Origin of the sequence: Massilia sp. YIM B02443 (genome assembly GCF_030411955.1) — a bacterium.
In the GTDB taxonomy this organism is placed as follows: domain Bacteria; phylum Pseudomonadota; class Gammaproteobacteria; order Burkholderiales; family Burkholderiaceae_D; genus Telluria.
Genome location: NZ_JASNRA010000017.1, coordinates 29,710 through 46,805, shown reverse-complemented (window position 1 = coordinate 46,805; position 17,096 = coordinate 29,710). Strand labels below are relative to the sequence as shown.

Below are 17,096 nucleotides of genomic sequence, written 5' to 3'. Positions count from 1 at the left end.
GCTCGAGCTAGTCGGTCGTGTTCAAAAGACGCGAAATCAAGATGTGCTTTCGTTGTCGATCGGTACACATGTTTTGACATCTGCTGTGTTACTAGAGTTCCGCTCCCTGTTTTTCCGAATTGTGCCATCATGCGCCGCATGGAACGGAACGACTATCAGCTGCTCAATGAAAGGCCGGCCGAGGCTGCTGCGGATCGCCGCCCAACGGATCGCCGCGCGACGGAGAGCCGCCCTGTGAAGATGTGGACCGAAGGCGTGCCGGTCGAGCCGGAAGCGAAGGAACAGCTGGCCAGGCTGGCGCAGCTGCCCTTCGTGTTCCACCACATCGCCGTGATGCCGGACGTTCACGTTGGCAAGGGCTCGACCATCGGCAGCGTGATCCCGACGCTGGGCGCGGTGATCCCGGCCGCGGTCGGCGTCGACATCGGCTGCGGCATAATGGCGGCCAAGACCACGCTGCGCGCCGCCGACCTGCCCGACAATCTGGGCCGGCTGCGCAGCGCCATCGAACAGGCGGTGCCGCACGGGATGTCGCCCAAAACACGCAACGCCAGGGGGCGCGACGTCGGCTCCTGGAACAATCCGCCGCCGGCCGTCGATGCCGGCTGGATGACACTGAAGGACGAGTTCGACGCGATCTGCCGCAAGTATCCCAAGCTGCGCCACGCCAACCACTACAAGCACCTGGGCACGCTCGGCAGCGGCAACCATTTCGTCGAGGTCTGCCTGGACGAGGAGGGGGCGGTGTGGCTGATGCTGCACTCCGGCTCGCGCGGCGTCGGCAATGCGATCGGCAGCCATTTCATCGAGCTGGCGCGCCAGGACATGCGGCGCCACATGGTCAACCTGCCCGACCAGGACTGGCCTACCTGGAAGAAGGCACCCAGCATTACGACGACTATGTGGAAGCGGTCGGCTGGGCCCAGAAGTTCGCGCGCATCAACCGCGAAGTCATGATGCATAACCTGATTCACGCGCTGCGCGGCGTGATCAAAAAACCGTTCGAGACCCACGTCGAAGCGGTAAACTGCCACCACAATTACGTGCAGCGCGAGCGCCATTTCGGCAAGGACGTGCTGATTACCCGCAAGGGCGCGGTGTCGGCGCAAGAGGGCGAGCTGGGCATCATCCCGGGCTCGATGGGCGCGCGCAGTTTCATCGTGCGTGGCAAAGGTAATCCAGAAAGTTTCAACAGCTGCAGCCATGGCGCAGGACGCGTGATGAGCCGCACCGAGGCCAAGCGCCGCTTCACCGTGGCCGACCAGGAACGCGCGACGCGCGGGGTCGAGTGCCGCAAGGACGAAGGCGTGATCGACGAAATCCCGATGGCGTACAAGGACATCGACGCCGTCATGCATGCCCAGCGCGAGCTGGTGGAAGTGGTCCACACCCTGAAGCAGGTGGTGTGCGTGAAGGGATGAACGTTCGAGGTGTCCCAGCCAGCGCCGGCGGTCCGGCCTGTCGATAGCGACGGCCGGCGGCGCGCCTTTTGACGAAGCGAGCGATCCGATGCGAGATGACACCTTGGCGGCCAGCCAGCCGCCCGTTCCTGCCGGCAGTCCGGCTTCCAGCCCAGTGGAAGCGGCGGCGGCCGATCAGTCCCCCGAGTGCGGCAAGGACGCGGCGCCGGCCGACGTGCTGTGCCGTGACGGCGCCTATCCGAACAAGGTGCGGGCGGTGCGCAAGGCGGTCGAGCGCAACGCGGCGTTCGGGTGCTAGGGCTGCGGCTGCGCCTGATCAGCCTTGTTAGCCTGATTATCCACGTACCCTTGACACGTCGTTCCCGCGCAGGCGGGAACCTAAGTTCGCTGCGTTCCGTTATCGTCAAAACGCAGGTGGCGCGCTAAGAAACTTGGATTCCCGCCTGCGCGGGAATGACGTGCTGGGGCTGGCGACATCGTTCGGCGTCGTGGTCTGCATGCAGTTGCAGGAGCGCTGCTACGCCCGCTCGACCGCTCAGCTGGCGGCCAGCGACAGCAGATCCCCGGGCGCCCCGAACTCGCGCGCCGGCCCCGCGTTGCGCAGCGCCTCGATCGGCGCATAGCCCCAGCTCACCGCGCCGAACCCGACCCCGGCGCGGCGCGCGGCCTCGGCATCGGTGGTCTGGTCGCCCACGTACAGCGCCCGCTCCGGCGGCGTCCGCGCCTGGCGCACCACCTTGCGGATGCGCGCGCTCTTGCCGAAGATCGACATGCCGCATTCGTAGTGGCGGAACAGCGACGCCAGCTCGGGCCCCAGCGTGCGCCGCACGTTGTCCTCGGCATTCGACGACACCAGCGCCAGCCGCATGCCGGCTTGGTCGAGCGCGCGCAAAGCGCTCTCGACGCCGTCGAACAGGGGAATCTGTCCCGGATGGCCGCGCATGCGGTCGATGAACGAGCGCGAGGCGATCGGCAGCTTCCAGGCCGGCATGCCGACGTGGCGCATGATGTCGCGCGGGCCGTAGTGGCGCAGCCGCTCGGCCTGGCAGGCGTCGACGCGCCGGAAGCCGTGCTGGTCGGCGATGTCGTTGAACACGCTCACGAAGAACGGCCAGGAATCGGCCAGGGTGCCGTCGAAATCGAAGATCGCCAGTTGGTAGCTCATGGTCCGATTATAGGACCGAATACCAGGGCGAATGCGAACGGCATGGACCAGTCGTCAGGGCATCCCCTGCAACACGCTCGGCCCGCCATCGAGCATCACTTCGCGCAGCCGCATCGAATCCTTCCCCGGCGGCATCCCGAAGAAGCGCGCATACTCGCGCGAAAACTGCGAGCTGCTCTCGTAGCCCACCGCGTGCCCGGCGCGCGCCGCGTCCTTCAGGCCGGTCAGCATCAGCCGCCGCGCCTCCTGCAGCCGCAGCTGCTTCTGGTACTGCAAGGGACTCATCGCCGTCACCGACTTGAAATGCTCGTGCAGGGTGGACGCGCTCATGCCCACCTCGCCGGCCAGCCGCTCCACGCTCAAGGGGCGGTTGTAGTTGTTCTTGATCCAGCAGATGGCGCGCGTGATCTGCGCCAGCCGCCCCTCGCCGCAGGCGATGTGGCGCACCACGCCGGCGTGTTCGCCGGTCAGGAGGCGGTAGTGCAGCTCGCGTACCAGCAGCGGGGCCAGGATGGCGATGTCCTGCGGCGTGTCGAGCAGGCGCACCAGACGCGTTCCGACGTCGACCATCTCGGGCGTGGTCTGGCTCAGGTACAGGCCGCGCGCCGCCGCGCCGCGCACCGGCTTGCTAGGTGACGGCGGCAGCTCGAGGTCGATCGCCGCCAGCAGCTGCGGATCGAGGTCGACCCGCAGGCACAGATAGGGTTCCCCGGGCGAGGCTTCGGTGACGCTGCCGGTGAGCGGCAGGTCGACCGACACCACCAGGTACTTGGCCGGATCGTAGCGGTAGTTGTCGCCGCCCAGCGTCACCACCTTGGCGCCCTGCGCGATGATGCACACGGCCGGCACGTGCAGCACCTGCAGCGGCCGGGTCGGCTGCGCGCTGCGGATCAGCCACATGCCCGGCACCTCGGTCTGGCGCATGCCGTCCGTGCTCTGGTGGCGGGCGATCAGGCCGGCCAGGTCGTGGATCGCTCCCATGGTCTCCCCGGTTGGTGAATGACGATGCGTCGTATTACACCACGAAGGCGACCGACAATGGTCCGCCGCGATTGCACGATCCTCCGGCGCAGGCGTTCTGGTCAGATCACGCCGCCGTTGGCGCGCAGCACCTGGCCGTTGACCCAGGCCGCGTCCGGGCCGGCCAAAAACGACACCACGTTGGCGATGTCGCGCGGCTCGCCCAGGCGCTCGAGCGGCGGCAGGCTGGCGAAGTGGGCGATCTGTTCCGGCGTCTTCCCGTCCAAAAACAGCTCGGTCGCCACCGGCCCCGGCGCCACCACGTTGACGCGGATGCGGCGCCCGCGCAGTTCCTTGGCGAAGATCTGGCTCATCGACTCCACCGCCGCCTTGGTGGCGCTGTAGATCGTGTAGCCGGGCAGCTTGAGGCCCACCACGCTGGTCGAGAAATTGACGATGCTGCCGCCGTCGTTCAGGCGCGTGGCCGCTTCGCGCAGGGTGTTGAAGGTGCCCTGCACGTTGATGGCGAAGGTGCGCTGGAACAGTTCGTCGCTGGAGTCGGCCAGCGGCACGGTCTTGAGGATGCCGGCGTTGTTGATCAGGACGTCGACCTTGCCCAATTCTCGCTCGACGGTGTCGAACAGGGCGCGCACCTGGTCGGCCTGCGAGACGTCGGCCTGCACCGCGATGGCCGTGTGGCCGGCTGCGCGCAGGGCGGCGACGGTCTTGTCGGCCTCGGCGACGTTGCTGGCGTAGTTGACGGCCACGCGGTAGCCGTCTTCGGCCAGGCGCTGGGTCACGGCGGCGCCGATGCCGCGCGAAGCGCCGGTGACGATGGCGACGCGGGTGCTGCTTGTTTGTTGCGCGCTTGCTTGCTGCATGCTGTCCTCCGAATGAGTGATCGAAGGCTCCATCATCGTCTGTTATCGGATAAAGATCATTAGCTGAAAAGTGAAACCTTTGTTCAGCATGTAATAACAATGCTCATTCGCAAGAGGTATTGTTGCCGTCTAGGCAGACGGTGGCGATCCGGGCTCGCTCGACGTAGTCGGGACGCGCCACGCTGTTGCCATCCGGGCAGTCGGCGGCGTTGCAGGCGATTGCTTCGATGCGGTAGATGCGGATAGTCCTGGGCTCCGTTCCCGATGCGGTGCCTGGCGCAGGCTGGTCGCCTTCGGTGAACAGGCTGGACGTGCAGGCAACCCGAACTCGGAAGCCGGTCGCATAGCTGAAATCGTTCAGCGTGACGGGCGTCTGGGCGCACCGGTTGGGCAAGTCGCGGAACACCCATTCGAGACCGGCGCGCGCGGTCAGGTTGGCATGCGCACCGAGCAGCGCCCCGTTGACGGTGCTGCGCTGGGTATCGGTCAGGCGCAGCAGCGCCACCGCGATACCCGCGACCACCACCAGCAACACCACCGCCGCGATGTAGGCGAAACCGCCCTGGGACGAAGAGCGCGGGCGCATCATGGCACGTTGCTCACGAAGGTGCCGACCGTGAGCGGGACCGCTTCGCCCTTGTCGCTCAGGGTCAGCTGCATCTGCACGAAGCCGCTGTCCGGGGTGGCGCCGGCATTGGCGTAGAACACGAAGCCGCAGCTGGCGACCTTGCTGGCGACCAGCTGCGCGCCGGCCGGCACGGTGCCGGTGCAGGCCGGCGCCGCGGCCAGGCTGGCGCCGTTCAGGCGCACCAGGGTGCCGGTGCCGGTGCCGTTCGCGTCCAGGCCCGCATTGACGCAGCGGTAGGTCGCGATCTGGCGTGCGGCCGGCACCACCACGAAGCGCGCGCCGGTATAGTTCTGCGGCACCTGCAGCTGGCGGTCGAGCTGGATGCGCCCCGTGCCCAGGCTTGGATCCGGCGCAGGACCGACGCCGGTGACGACGGCAACGTTGGACTGGCCATAGACCTCGCCCGGGCTGCGGTTGCCAACCACGATCACGTCGCCGGCCACCGGCGCGCTGTTGAATCGTGTGAGCACGTCGAAGGCATTGCCCGGTTCCCCGTCGTTGATGCGGGCGTCGTCGCTGCGTCCGTCGACCGGGCCGGTGCGGTAACGCCCGCCGTCCTTGGTCGGCACCAGTTCCAGGCATTGCGCGTCGCCCAGGCGCAGCGAATTGGGCACTGCGCGCCGCACGTCGACGGCGACCGTGCGCAGGGCCGTGTCGGCCTGGTCGGTGAGGGCGGCGCGCTGGCCGACCAGCAGGTAGCTCTGGATCGCCGGCGCCAGCATCATGGTCAGCATGCCGCCGATGATGCCCACCAGGACGATCACGACGATCAGCTCGACGAGCGTGAATCCTTGCTGGCGCTGCATGGTCTTGCGCTTCACGGTCTCGTCCTCCAGCCGGTGAGCGTGATCGCGTCGGCGCCGGGCGCACTCACCGTGACCTGGATGCGCAGGGCGTCGCCGACGTTGGTGCTTGTAAGCGACGGCCCGCCGTCGCCGGGCGGGCAGCCGGCGGCCACCGCGCCGCTGTTGCCGGGGCAGCGCACGGTGACCGCGACGGTGTAGCGTTCCAGGCCGGCGACCGCATCGCCGTTGACGTTGACGATGCCGGTCCTGGCGTAGCCGGCGTAATCGCGCACCTCGTCGTACAGGACGCGGCTGGCGGGCACCGCGCCGTCGCCGGTGTAGGGTTTCTGCATGATCTCTTCCATCATGGTCTCGGCCACCGACAGCATCTGCTGCGTGACTAGCGGATCGGCGCTGCCGACGTTGGCGCGGTTGTAGACCGCCACCAGGCTGGCCAGGGCGATGCCGACGATGGCCATCGCGATGATCAGCTCCACCAGCGTGACGCCGCCCATGCGGCCAGGGTTCTTAATCGACATGGCCGGTGCCTCCGTCCAGGCGGATGGTGCGCTGGACCTTGCCGGACAGCGTGATGGCGATCCTGATCTCGCTGCGCTGCGCGTTGTCGCCATCGAGGATGCTGCCGTCCGGCTGGAAGCGCAGCTCGGGCGGCGCGCCGCTCATGCCGATGCCGGCGTCCTGGTTGGCGAACAGATTGACGGCGCCCTCGATCGTGTCTTCGCAGTCGCTGGAGCCGGGATTGCGGCTCACCCGCAGCGTGCCGCTCGCGGTGGCCAGGCACACCACGCGGCGCTTGGCCACCGCCGTCTTCTGCGCCAGGCGCAGCGCGCTGACCACCTTGTCGCCATGCACCGCCGCTTCAGTGATGTTATCGCCCATCAGCTTCGGGATCGCGATCGCGGCCAGCACGCCGAGCAGCACCATCACGGTGATCAGTTCGACCATGGTGAAGCCGGTGTCGTGTTTGCGTATCGGCTTCAATTGAACACCTCGCGCACGTGGATGATGCGGCGGTTCTCCGGCGCCAGCTCGCCGAAGGTGGCGCGTCCGGCCGGATCGCGGCAGCCCCTGGCCTGGCGCAGCCAGGGCAGTTCGGCGCCGGTGACGGGCGGATGGCTGCCCAGGCAGGCCAGGTCCGGGGTATTGTCGCCGGTGCCGAGGTTGATCGCCAGGTCGATCCAGCCGGCGCGGTTGCCGGTCAGTTTCACCGTGGGCTCGGCCTTGCCGTCCTTGATCGCCACGGCCTGGGTCAGCTGGGTGATCGCCGGCGCCAGGCCGGATCCTGCCTTGCCCGAGGCGGTCTGCGCGAAGGCGTCGGCCGGAATCCGGGTGACGTTGTCCTGGGCGTTGAATAGCCAGCTGCGACCGCTCCAGTAGTCGGTGAAGATCTCCAGGCCGACCGTCGCGCCGACGCGTCCGAAGGCGTTGGCGACGCGCAGGCGTCCGCTCAGGATCTGCGGCCGCGCCTTTTCGTAGTCGCCCTCGGCGTCGTTGGACGTCACCGTTGGCGCGGCGCTGGAGGTTGCGCGCAGCACGATCTGGGTAGGCGCCATCGGCGCGGCGGTCGCCGAGGCATAGGCGATGTTCACCAACGCCGCGCCGCCGCTGAATCCGTCCGCCTTCACTTGCGCCGGCGCCAGCCGGCCGCCGTTTGGGTTCGTCGTCTCGCGCCTGCTGTCGTAGGCCGCGAGCGTCACCGCGCTGCTGTAGCCCAGCACGCCGTCATAGTTCTGCGTCACCGCATGGCGCGCATTCATGGCGCTGACCCGCACCGGCACCGGCTCGCCGGCATAGTAGAACGGACGCTTCTTGTCCGCTTCTTCCTTGGTCTGGTCGACCAGGAAGTACTTCGGGATGAAGGGACCGACGCTGGCCGTGCAACCGGCCTTGGGCTCGTCGCTGGTGCCGCTGACATCCAGGCCGCTGCCCAGGAAATCGGTCAGCGTGGCTTTCAGGTCGAAGGCGCCGACTTCGCTCCACCACAGGGTGGGACTGGCGCTGCCCTTGCTGAACTGCGCGGCGGCGGTCGTGCCCAGCGCCCCCGCGCTGCCCTTGGCCGCGCACTCCACCGCGAAAGTGGTCTTGGTGGCATCGAGCGGCAGCGACGCCTGGTCGAAACTCGGCGTGACCGCGCCCTTGGCGTTGAGCGCATTCACCGTGAGCTTGAAGTCGTCGCCGGCGCGCAGCGCATCGTTCGCCGCTGGCTTGGGCGGATCGCCGAAGCCGAAGCGGTGCGGCGCCACGATGAAGGTGGCGTCGCCTTTGGCGTCGTCGAGTTCCGCCATCAGTTTCAGCTTGCCCACGTCCTGGTAATTGAGCGTGAGTCTGGCGGCGCCATTGGCGTCGAAGCGGGTGGTCACGGCTTTCCTGGCGCCGCTGCTGCACACCAGGCTGGCGCTGGCATTGAGGGCCGCATCGGCCAGCGTCAGGCCGGCCGTGTCCTTGCTGGTGGTGACGTGACCGCAGCTGTACTGGATCGGCTTGTCGGTGCTCTTGAACGCCGCCACGCACTGGTTGGTCTTGGGATCGGACTGCAGCGCCTTGATGGTGGCGCCGGCGTTTTCTGCGGCGCGGTGGTCCGGCACGTCGATGCTGAACGCGACCCCGCCGCTGAATGTCATGTCGCAGCTGGCGCTGCCGGCGGCGCTGTTGCGGCAGGTGGCGCCGGACGTCACCGCGCCGGTATAAGCCAGCTTGAGCGTCTCGACACCGGCCGTGTTGCGCGACACGTTGCCGCTGGCGACGCCGCTGCTGCCGATGATGACCGTGTCGCCGCCGGGCTGCAGCGTGACCCTGGCGCCGCTCGTGTAGTGCGGCGCGCTGCAGGCCGCGTTGGCGCAGGCGGTGACGGTGACGCTCTCCGGCGCGCAGGTCTGGCCGCTGCCGTCGTGCGTGATCTGGAAGTGGTGCAGCGGTCCCTGCACCGGCTTGCCGGACTCGCAGCGCGGGCCGTTGGCGGAGTTGACCGGGTTGCCGCTCTGGTTGTCCACGCAGTCGCAATAGCCCGCGCGCGTGCCCGACTTGCAGACGATGGTCTGGCTCACGCGGCCGTTCCAGTACAGGGTGGCGAAATCGACTTTGGCCACGCCTTCGATCAGGGCGTCGGAGGCGTACATCGTCAGCTGGCCGGTGTCGACCGTGCCCCGGATCCTGACGTCGTGTCCCATGGTCAGCAGCTTGCTGGCGCTGACGTTGCCGCCGATGCGGCTGGAGGACGCGTACAGCTCGACCTCGGGCGCGGTGATGTTGCCGTTGACCGTGCTCTCCGAGCCGAGCGTGAAGCGGGTAGTGGCGATGACGTCGCCGTTCAGGGTGACCGGCGAATCGGCGGTGATGGTGGTGCCCTTGACCGCGCCGCCGATGTTGGCGCCCGAGCCGATCATGATCGGACCCTGCGAAGTGACCGATTTGCCGAGCGTGGCCGGCGAGTTGATGGTGATCGAGGTGTTGCCGGCCACCGTCCCGCCGATCACGCCGCCGGATGCGATCAGCAGCGTGTCGCTGGCGGTGACGTCGCCGGTGACCTTGAACGGGGAGTTGGTCATGATCGCCGTGCCGCTTACCGAGCCATTGATGGTGGTGTTGGAGCCGATCGACAGCGCGCCGCGCGAGACCATGGTGCCGGTGATCTGGAAGGTCGAGCCGGTGCCGATATTGAGTGTGCCGGCGGTGACGTCGGCCTTGACCTGGGCCGGGCCGGTGACGGTGAAGGTCTTGGCGGCCTCGAACGAACCGCCACTGACCAGCAAATTGGCCGGGTTCATGCCGGCCAGGTCGATGTTGCCGCTGCTGGTCAGGCGCGCCGTGCCGGACATGCTCAGGCCTTGTTCCCAGCCGAAGCCGACGTCGGCGTTGACGTTGACGGTGTAGCCGTTGCCGATCACGATCTTGTCGTCCCACTGCGGCAGGGCGATCGAGTCGCAGGTATAGACCTTGCCCTTGTTGTTGCAGCCGAGGACCTTGCCGCCGCTGAAGGCGTAGGTGGTGCCGGCGTGGGCGGGCAGGGTGAACAGGCTCAGCACCACCAGCAGGCACGGCAGCAGGCCACGGCGCAGCGCCGGCGTGACGAATGCCAGGAAGGTGGAAGCAGGGTGCACTTATGGCCTAACACGAATGTGATGGACGAAAGTGTGCATTAGATTGCCTGAAGGCGACAATAAGTTTTTCGCTCTGGCAACGATTTCGACGGTGTGGGCAGGCAGGAATGCGTTCCCCGGACAACGGTGTGTGAGTATCCTGGAAACAGTCATACAATAGTTTTCATCTTACTAACGAACGCTAGCACTCCGAGGACCCATGGCCCACCTCCATCCAGCCGGCTGGCGCGAAATGTCCGTGACCGGCGCCGCGGCCCGCGAAATCGAAACCCTGGCTTACCTCGACCAGCGCCTGGCCGACGCGCCCTACAGCATCTACCACGGCGTGCACTGGACCAACGTCGAGCAAGGCTACTCGGTCTACGGCGACATCGACTTCATCGTGCTGGCGCCGAACGGGCGCATGCTGGTGATCGAACAGGTGGCGGGCTTCCTGAACGAGACGCCGGAAGGGCTGGTCAAGAGTTTTCAGGGTAAATCGCGCAAGATCCGCACCCAGATCCTGGCCAATATCGAAGGCCTGGCCAAGCGCTACCACGGCACGCTGTCGATCGACTACCTGCTGTACTGCCCCGACTACATCGTGCGCGACCAGCAGTTGGCCGGCATCGACCCGCACCACATCATCGACGCCTCCAACAAACCGAAGCTGGCGCGCGTGATCCGCGAGACGCTGCCGATCACCGACAAGACCGAGGAATTCGACAAGGTCACGCGCTTTTTGGGCGACACCCTGAACCTGCGGCCCGACCTGAGCGCGATGATCGGCAACGCGGTGCAGATGGTCACGCGCCTGTCGGGCGGCTTGGCCACCTGGGCGCGCCGGCTCGACTTTTCACCATTTCGCCTGCACGTGATCGGCACCGCCGGCAGCGGCAAGACCCAGCTGGCGCTGGCCGAATACACCGCCGCGATCGACGCCGGCCTGCGCCCGCTGTACGTCTGCTTCAACCGCCCGCTGGCCGACCACATCGAGCGCCTGGTGCCGAATGGCGGCCGGGTGGCCACCTTCCACACCCTGTCCGACGCCTGGCTGCGCGCGCAGGACGTCACGCCCGACTACGGCGCGCACGACGTCTGGCAGCGCATCGAAAACTCGATGGCCGGCGCCGCGCTGCCCGAGACCTGGCAGTACGACGTGGTGATCATCGACGAGGGCCAGGACTTCTCGGTGGCGTGGCGCGACATCGTGCTGCGCATGCTGAAACCCGAGGGCCGCGCGATCTGGATGGAAGACCCGGACCAGAACCTGTACGGCCGCGCGATGGTGCCGCTGCCGGGCTGGGTGACGCTGCACTCGCACACCAACTACCGCAGCCCGCGCCAGATCGTCGACATGCTGACCAAGCTGGGCGCCGCGCGCCAGCCGGTGGAGGCGGGCAGTCCGTTCAAGGGGGCGGATATCGAAGAACTCACGTATCCCGAGGGCGACACGGAAGCGATGCTGGCGCAGACGCGGCGCGCGGTGACGTCGTGCCTGTCGGCCGGCTACGCGCGCCACGACATCGCGATCTGCTCGTTCCGCGGGCGCGAGAAGTCGGCGATCCTGCAGCTGGACCGCTTGAGCGATACGCACACGCTGCGCTCGTTCACGGGGGCGTATGACCTGTTCGGGATTCCCGTGTTCCGCGAGGGCGGGTTGCTGGCGGAATCGGTGTACCGCTTCAAGGGGCAGTCGGCGCCGGCGCTGATCTTTACCGAGATCGACTTCGAGGAGCTGGACGAGAAGGCGCTGCGCAAACTGTTCGTGGGGATGACGCGGGCACGCTTGAAGCTGGTGCTGGTGATGAGCGATCGGGCCTCGGTGCAGATGCTGGACCGCATGAGCGGCAGCTAGAACAGATCCGGCACTATATCCACCAGCGCGAGCGGGCCGGCAAGGACTGGGACACATTCGAACTGCGCGCCATGCTGGCCGACATGCTCGACCCTCCCGAGACGGCGACCTGTTCGCGCATCGCGGACGACGCATCCACGCTCGCCGGGCGCCGCCTTGCGGCGCACGACGGCGACGATGAAGCGCGCGCCGATACGACGGGCACGCACTGATGCACTGATGCCGGAATAATTTTTGTGCGCCGCACAAAAAAACCTGTTATGCTCCGTCCGTCGATGAAGCGAACGTTTTGTCGGCGTCATGCGAACAGTCGCCGCGCCTGTGCAGTGCGCGAAACGCCCGCATGACGTGTTTTCGGTATGTCAGTCAGCCTGTACAGCGGACGCACCGCGCAGATAGCGCGGGTATCCATCAGCTTCGGCACCACGCAGATAGCATGGGCCAAAGCGGCGATAAATCGGTAATGCTTTGAAACGAAGCCCGCAGGATGCGGGCTTTTTTTTCATCCGTCCCATCTCTTCCTGGCGCAGGCCGCCGGGTCTCTTCCACGGCGCTTCGGCGCAGCATTCCCTCCGCCGGTCGATGCGCGACGCTCGACTTCCGGCCGCTTCCGGACCGGCTGAATTCACCAGGAAACCACGCATGGCAAAAGAAGAACTGATCGAAATGAACGGGCTCGTGTCCGAAGTGCTGCCCGAGCTGCGCTTCCGCGTCGACCTCGACAACGGCCACAAGATGATCGCCTATACCGCAGGCCGGATGAAGAAGAACCATATCCGCATCCTGGCAGGCGACCGCGTCACGCTCGAGCTGTCGCCGTATGACCTGACCAAGGGACGTATCGTGTTCCGCCACCTCGAAACGCGCGGCCCGGCCGGCCCGCGCCGCCCGCCGCAGCGCCGCCGCTGATTTTCCGATCGTGCGCATGGCCGGGCCGCTCGTGGCAGCGCGCCATGCGCGGCTTTAGGCCGCCAGCGCGTCCGCCTCGCCGGCGCCGGCAGCCATGTGCCGGTTCACCGCCGACAGCACCGACTTGAACGACGCCGTCACGATATTGCTGTCGATGCCGACGCCGAACAAGGTCGGCCCGTTCCCGACGCGCAGTTCGACATAGCACGCCGCGCGCGCATCCGCGCCCGAGCCGATCGCATGCTCGTGGTAGTCCATCAGCTTGATGTCCAGCCCCAGCGCATTGACGAAGGCGTCGATCGGCCCGTTGCCGGTGCCGGCAAAGGTCTGCGGCGCATGGTGGCGCGCCACGTTCACGTCGAGCTGCACTTCATGTTCGCTGTCCTCGACCATGCGGTGCGAGATGTAGTGATACGGTTCGTCCTGCTCCAGGTACTCGCGCGCGAACAGCGCATGCAGGTCGCCCGCATTGATCTCGCGCCCGCTCTCGTCGGCCACGCGCTGCACGGCGCGCGAGAACTCGATCTGCAGGCGGCGCGGCAGCTGCAGGCCGTATTCCTGTTCCAGCAGATACGCCATGCCGCCCTTGCCCGACTGGCTGTTGACGCGGATGACGGCGTCGTAGCTGCGTCCCAGGTCGGCCGGGTCGATCGGCAGGTAAGGAACCTCCCAGATGGCATCCGCCTGCTGCTTGGCGAAGCCCTTCTTGATCGCATCCTGGTGCGAGCCCGAGAACGCGGTGAACACCAGGTCGCCCGCATATGGATGGCGCGGGTGCACCGGCAGCTGGTTGCACTCCTCGACCAACTGGCGCACGGCGTCGATGTCCGAGAAGTCCAGGCCGGGATTGACGCCTTGCGTGTACAGGTTCATCGCCAGCGTCACCAGGTCGACGTTGCCGGTGCGTTCGCCATTGCCGAACAGGCAGCCTTCGACGCGGTCGGCGCCGGCCATCACCGCCAGCTCGGCGGCGGCGACCGCGGTGCCGCGGTCGTTGTGCGGGTGGACGCTGATGGTCAGGCACTCGCGGTTGTTCAGGTGGCGGCACATCCACTCGATCTGGTCGGCGTACACGTTGGGCGTGGCCGCTTCCACGGTCGAGGGCAGGTTGACGATCATCTTGTTGTCTGGCGTCGGCTGCCACACGGCGCCGACCGCGTCGACGATCTGTTTCGAGAAATCGAGTTCGGTGGTGGAGAACGATTCCGGCGAATACTCCAGGCCCCACTGGGTCTGCGGATGCTGTGCCACCAGTTCCTTGATCAGCTGCGTGCCGTTGACCGCGATCTGCACGATCTCGTCGCGCTCCATGTTGAACACCACGCGGCGGAACACCGGCGCCACCGAGTTGTAGACGTGGACGATGGCGCGCTTGGCGCCCACCGCCGACTCCACCGTGCGGCGGATCAGCTCATCGCGCGCCTGGGTCAGCACGATGATGGTGACGTCGTCGGGGATGTGCTTGTCTTCGACCAGCATGCGCACGAAGTCGAAGTCGGTCTGCGAGGCGGACGGGAAGCCGACCTCGATCTCCTTGATGCCGATTTTCACCAGCATCTGGAAAAAGCGCAGCTTCTTCTCCGGGCTCATCGGCTCGATCAGCGCCTGGTTGCCGTCGCGCAGGTCGGTGCTCATCCAGATCGGCGGGCGCGTGATGGCGCGGCTCGGCCACTGGCGGTCGGCCAGGTCGATGGTGGGGAAGGGACGGTACTTGGCGGCGGGATTGGTCAGCATGATCTGGGCTCCTGTTGGGTTGGTCGCTTGGCGGCTCCGGCGTTTGGTCGCGGGGGCAATGGTGGCGAAGGCTGCCGGACGGGCCACGAAACGCTAGGCCCGGCAACCGATCGGTAGTTCTAGCAGCGCACGAGCATGTGCGCGCAGGCCACTTGCCAGGACGAACCCGGTGGCGAAAAACGATGGTGCGAAAACTGGGGAGGTAGACATCTTGCAACTTCCTTGACTGCTGGGGAGGCCGGCGGAGCCGGGCGTACGGCGACGATTACGCGCGTAGTAGCAGGGCAGCCGGCGATAGGGCGCCGGCGGCTGGTAGGGAAATCGGCAGTTGCAGGATGAAAGACATAATTTCGACTTTAAAGTCGTGGGCGCCGTATGTCAAGCGGACAATTGATTGATGTGGCAAAGAAAGTACGGAGATTTTGCAGTGTGATCGGCTGCGCTTGCTCATCCAAAGTGTCGTTTCGGCGTCCACCAAGACTGCAGGCGCCTGCAGTTTATGCAGCGCTCATGGCCCAACGCGGGCAGCGGCGCGACCGTGCGTGATAGCATCGGCGGCGAACCTTTCTGGAGAGATTCATGACCCATCGTCCCGCCCATGATACCGCCCGCTTGCGCCTGAAACTGTTCGGCGCCGCCGCCTTGATGCTGCTGTGCTCCGCCTGCGGCGACGGCATCCCGAAGGACCAGGACGGCGATGACGATGGCAATGGCGGCACGCCGCCGCCGACGCAGACCGCCGCGCTCAGCATCCTGGCCGGTGACGCCACCGCCGAGGGCACGATCGACGCCACCGGCGCCGCCGCGCGTTTTAAATCGCCGCGCGGTCTCGCGATCGACGCCAACGGCAACCTGTACGTGGCCGACACCGGCAACTTCACCATCCGCAAGATCACGCCGGAAGGCGTGGTCACGACCGTGGCGGGCGCGGCCGGCAGCAGCGGCACCGCCGAGGGCAGCGCCGGCAACGCGCGCTTCGCCAATCCGGTCGCGGTGGCCGTGAACGGCAGCGGCACGCTGTACGTTGCGGACAACCAGCGCATTCGCAGCATCACGTCGGCCGGACAGGTCAGCACCTGGGCCACGATCCCGGTCGGTAGCAACGTCGTCGACGGCAGCATGACCAGCGCCCGTCCCGGCGCGCTGGCGCTCGACGGCAACGGCAACCTGTTCATCACCAACGCCTACGGCACGCGCAGGATCTCGGCCGGCGAGACCACGATGCTGGAAGGGCAGTCGGTGCAGAACGACCTGTCCGGCACGCGCCCGTTCGAACCGCGCGGGGTGGCGGTGGACAGCAGTAACAGCGTCTACCTGTTCGACCTCGAGCGCGAGATCAGCCGCTGGAATCCGAACGGGGCATTTGGCATGGCGAGCATGGTGGCGCTGGCCGGGGCGCAGAACGTGCGCGGGGCGGTGAATGGGGCGGGCAGTGAGGCGCGGTTCGAGCAGGTGGTGGGGCTGGCGGTTGATCCGCAGGGGAATGTGTATGCGGCGGATGCGGTCAATAATCTGGTGCGCAGGATTACGTCGGCGGGGGTGGTGACGACGGTTGCGGGGACGACGCGTTCGACCACGCTGCGGACGGGGGATTTGCCGGGGAGCCTGGCGGATATTCGCGGGATTGTGACGGATGGGAAGGGGAGTTTGTATGCGACTTCCGGCAATGCGATCGTCAAGATAAGGTTGCAGTAAATGATTTTGTATTGACCGACCGTGGCGGTCGCGGTGCATTAATCCATTGCCGGTGCTTCGACAATCAGGCGTGAAATTTTTTGATACAGAGACAGTTTGAATTCGTCGCGATCAATCGATGAATGACAGCGGCGGTGGCAATTCGGGCACAGCGCGACCGCGTTGGTCGTCGTATCCGAGCCATGGCTCGATAGTGGCATAACATGATGCACTTCGAGGTAGGGAAAACCGTCTGATGCAATGAACGGCGCGGCGGTATCGCATCCTTCGCATTTGCCGCCTGCAGCCTGTAAAACCCAGGCCTTGACGGCCGGATCGCGGACATACGAAGTTGTAATCTTTGACACCATGATCGGCTGGAATGAGCCGATTGGTCTGACTTCCGGTGCCTGCTTCCTGAGCGCGGAAGCCTTGTTGTCCAACTCCTGCCGATCGGCAGTCGGGACATAGAGCTCAAGAAAAGCGATGTCATTCGCGCGCAGAAGATCGACGATTTTTTCCTTGGCAGTGCTGCCGATATTATTCGCAGGAAGATAGCCTGCAATCCAAGGCATTCTCAGCTCGTAAAGCGCGGCCGAGATGTTGCGCATGCGGAATTCGATCGAACCTTTGGACCGAGTAGGGAGCGGACCTGCGCGTAGCTGTCGATTGATTTCAGCTTTGTTGTACGGCTCGCCGTTCAACTCGGCGCGCAACATGTTCAGATAAGCCTGGATTGCGCCGTTGAACTCTTCATCCGTCCAGTCACGACTGCCGAGAACGAGCGATTCCTGAGTAGATTCGGACATGACTGAGTGAGTGGGATGAAGCGCTCAGTCTATCAACTGTTCAATATCTCTACAACAACATATCGAATACTAATAGTAGGCAGCCCACTTCTGAGAGTGGGCGTCCGGCAAAGCCGAATGACATCGGATCGCGAATTTGCGGCATAAATACCTTTCCTTCAATTAACGCTCCTTG

15 protein-coding genes and 1 pseudogene are annotated in these 17,096 nt (G+C 66.0%); 6 read left to right on the top strand and 10 right to left on the bottom strand.

The annotated features are described in order from the left end of the window. Nucleotides 1-240: 240 nt before the first annotated feature. Both QPK27_RS17515 and QPK27_RS17510 read left to right on the top strand, forming a co-directional pair. Nucleotides 241-1,421 (top strand): annotated as a pseudogene (locus QPK27_RS17515) (RtcB family protein). 88 nt (nucleotides 1,422-1,509) lie between these two features. Beyond that, the gene (locus QPK27_RS17510) at nucleotides 1,510-1,719 is read left to right on the top strand and encodes a hypothetical protein (RefSeq protein ID WP_290419532.1); all 210 of its coding nucleotides are present in this window, start codon (nucleotides 1,510-1,512) and stop codon (nucleotides 1,717-1,719) included. 237 nt (nucleotides 1,720-1,956) lie between these two features. Here the strand turns inward: QPK27_RS17510 and QPK27_RS17505 are convergent, their stop codons facing one another. From QPK27_RS17505 to QPK27_RS17470, 8 genes are all read right to left on the bottom strand, one after another. Further along, a complete protein-coding gene (locus QPK27_RS17505; protein ID WP_290419531.1) occupies nucleotides 1,957-2,586 on the bottom strand; it encodes an HAD hydrolase-like protein in 630 nt (209 codons plus the stop codon). Nucleotides 2,587-2,640: 54 nt separating this feature from the next. Continuing rightward, nucleotides 2,641-3,567 carry an AraC family transcriptional regulator gene (locus QPK27_RS17500; RefSeq protein ID WP_290419530.1) on the bottom strand — a complete coding sequence of 309 codons (927 nt, stop codon included), beginning with the start codon at nucleotides 3,565-3,567 and terminating at the stop codon, nucleotides 2,641-2,643. Between the two features lie 101 nt (nucleotides 3,568-3,668). Continuing rightward, nucleotides 3,669-4,427 (bottom strand): SDR family oxidoreductase, encoded by a 759-nt coding sequence (locus tag QPK27_RS17495; RefSeq protein ID WP_290419529.1) that lies wholly within the window; start codon nucleotides 4,425-4,427, stop codon nucleotides 3,669-3,671. Between the two features lie 103 nt (nucleotides 4,428-4,530). After that, complete coding sequence (locus QPK27_RS17490) at nucleotides 4,531-5,016, bottom strand: MSHA biogenesis protein MshP (protein ID WP_290419528.1); 486 nt, start codon at nucleotides 5,014-5,016, stop codon at nucleotides 4,531-4,533. After that, nucleotides 5,013-5,876, bottom strand: coding sequence for a prepilin-type N-terminal cleavage/methylation domain-containing protein (locus QPK27_RS17485; protein ID WP_290419527.1), 864 nt, complete (start codon nucleotides 5,874-5,876; stop codon nucleotides 5,013-5,015). Before QPK27_RS17485 ends, QPK27_RS17490 begins: the two co-directional genes overlap by 4 nt. Beyond that, nucleotides 5,873-6,379 carry a type II secretion system protein gene (locus QPK27_RS17480; RefSeq protein ID WP_290419526.1) on the bottom strand — a complete coding sequence of 169 codons (507 nt, stop codon included), beginning with the start codon at nucleotides 6,377-6,379 and terminating at the stop codon, nucleotides 5,873-5,875. Before QPK27_RS17480 ends, QPK27_RS17485 begins: the two co-directional genes overlap by 4 nt. Continuing rightward, nucleotides 6,369-6,842, bottom strand: a complete 474-nt coding sequence (locus tag QPK27_RS17475; protein ID WP_290419525.1) for a GspH/FimT family pseudopilin — start codon at nucleotides 6,840-6,842, stop codon at nucleotides 6,369-6,371. Before QPK27_RS17475 ends, QPK27_RS17480 begins: the two co-directional genes overlap by 11 nt. Then, complete coding sequence (locus QPK27_RS17470) at nucleotides 6,839-9,958, bottom strand: DUF6701 domain-containing protein (RefSeq protein WP_290419524.1); 3,120 nt, start codon at nucleotides 9,956-9,958, stop codon at nucleotides 6,839-6,841. Before QPK27_RS17470 ends, QPK27_RS17475 begins: the two co-directional genes overlap by 4 nt. Before the next feature lie 199 nt (nucleotides 9,959-10,157). Between QPK27_RS17470 and QPK27_RS17465 the strand changes: the two genes are divergently transcribed. The 3 genes from QPK27_RS17465 to infA all read left to right on the top strand — a co-directional run bounded on the left by QPK27_RS17465 (nucleotide 10,158) and on the right by infA (nucleotide 12,704). Continuing rightward, complete coding sequence (locus QPK27_RS17465; protein WP_290419523.1) at nucleotides 10,158-11,795, top strand: ATP-binding domain-containing protein; 1,638 nt, start codon at nucleotides 10,158-10,160, stop codon at nucleotides 11,793-11,795. A gap of 71 nt (nucleotides 11,796-11,866) precedes the next feature. Next, on the top strand, nucleotides 11,867-12,007 hold the full coding sequence (locus tag QPK27_RS17460; protein ID WP_290419522.1) for a hypothetical protein: 141 nt from the start codon (nucleotides 11,867-11,869) through the stop codon (nucleotides 12,005-12,007). A 430-nt stretch (nucleotides 12,008-12,437) separates the two neighbouring features. Continuing rightward, on the top strand, nucleotides 12,438-12,704 hold the full coding sequence (infA, locus tag QPK27_RS17455; RefSeq protein ID WP_290419521.1) for a translation initiation factor IF-1: 267 nt from the start codon (nucleotides 12,438-12,440) through the stop codon (nucleotides 12,702-12,704). Between the two features lie 54 nt (nucleotides 12,705-12,758). Here infA and leuA read toward each other — a convergent pair whose 3' ends face one another. After that, entirely contained in the window at nucleotides 12,759-14,441 is a 1,683-nt protein-coding gene (gene leuA / locus QPK27_RS17450) for a 2-isopropylmalate synthase (RefSeq protein ID WP_290419595.1), read from the bottom strand. Between the two features lie 576 nt (nucleotides 14,442-15,017). On the opposite strand from leuA, the gene QPK27_RS17445 reads away from it, so the two are divergent. Next, nucleotides 15,018-16,133, top strand: coding sequence for a hypothetical protein (locus QPK27_RS17445; RefSeq protein ID WP_290419520.1), 1,116 nt, complete (start codon nucleotides 15,018-15,020; stop codon nucleotides 16,131-16,133). 38 nt (nucleotides 16,134-16,171) lie between these two features. On the opposite strand, the gene QPK27_RS17440 is transcribed toward QPK27_RS17445, so the two are convergent. After that, on the bottom strand, nucleotides 16,172-16,921 hold the full coding sequence (locus QPK27_RS17440) for an HNH endonuclease (RefSeq protein ID WP_290419519.1): 750 nt from the start codon (nucleotides 16,919-16,921) through the stop codon (nucleotides 16,172-16,174). Nucleotides 16,922-17,096: the final 175 nt, after the last annotated feature.

Bases quoted from the DNA above. Each gene is read 5' to 3' on its own strand.
- QPK27_RS17495 (WP_290419529.1), bottom strand. From the start codon at position 4,427: ATGCAGCAAGCAAGCGCGCAACAAACAAGCAGCACCCGCGTCGCCATC.
- QPK27_RS17505 (WP_290419531.1), bottom strand. From the start codon at position 2,586: ATGAGCTACCAACTGGCGATCTTCGATTTCGACGGCACCCTGGCCGAT.
- QPK27_RS17490 (WP_290419528.1), bottom strand. From the start codon at position 5,016: ATGATGCGCCCGCGCTCTTCGTCCCAGGGCGGTTTCGCCTACATCGCG.
- QPK27_RS17460 (WP_290419522.1), top strand. From the start codon at position 11,867: ATGCTGGCCGACATGCTCGACCCTCCCGAGACGGCGACCTGTTCGCGC.
- QPK27_RS17480 (WP_290419526.1), bottom strand. From the start codon at position 6,379: ATGTCGATTAAGAACCCTGGCCGCATGGGCGGCGTCACGCTGGTGGAG.
- QPK27_RS17445 (WP_290419520.1), top strand. From the start codon at position 15,018: ATGACCCATCGTCCCGCCCATGATACCGCCCGCTTGCGCCTGAAACTG.
- QPK27_RS17465 (WP_290419523.1), top strand. From the start codon at position 10,158: ATGGCCCACCTCCATCCAGCCGGCTGGCGCGAAATGTCCGTGACCGGC.
- QPK27_RS17440 (WP_290419519.1), bottom strand. From the start codon at position 16,921: ATGTCCGAATCTACTCAGGAATCGCTCGTTCTCGGCAGTCGTGACTGG.
- infA (WP_290419521.1), top strand. From the start codon at position 12,438: ATGGCAAAAGAAGAACTGATCGAAATGAACGGGCTCGTGTCCGAAGTG.
- QPK27_RS17510 (WP_290419532.1), top strand. From the start codon at position 1,510: ATGCGAGATGACACCTTGGCGGCCAGCCAGCCGCCCGTTCCTGCCGGC.
- QPK27_RS17500 (WP_290419530.1), bottom strand. From the start codon at position 3,567: ATGGGAGCGATCCACGACCTGGCCGGCCTGATCGCCCGCCACCAGAGC.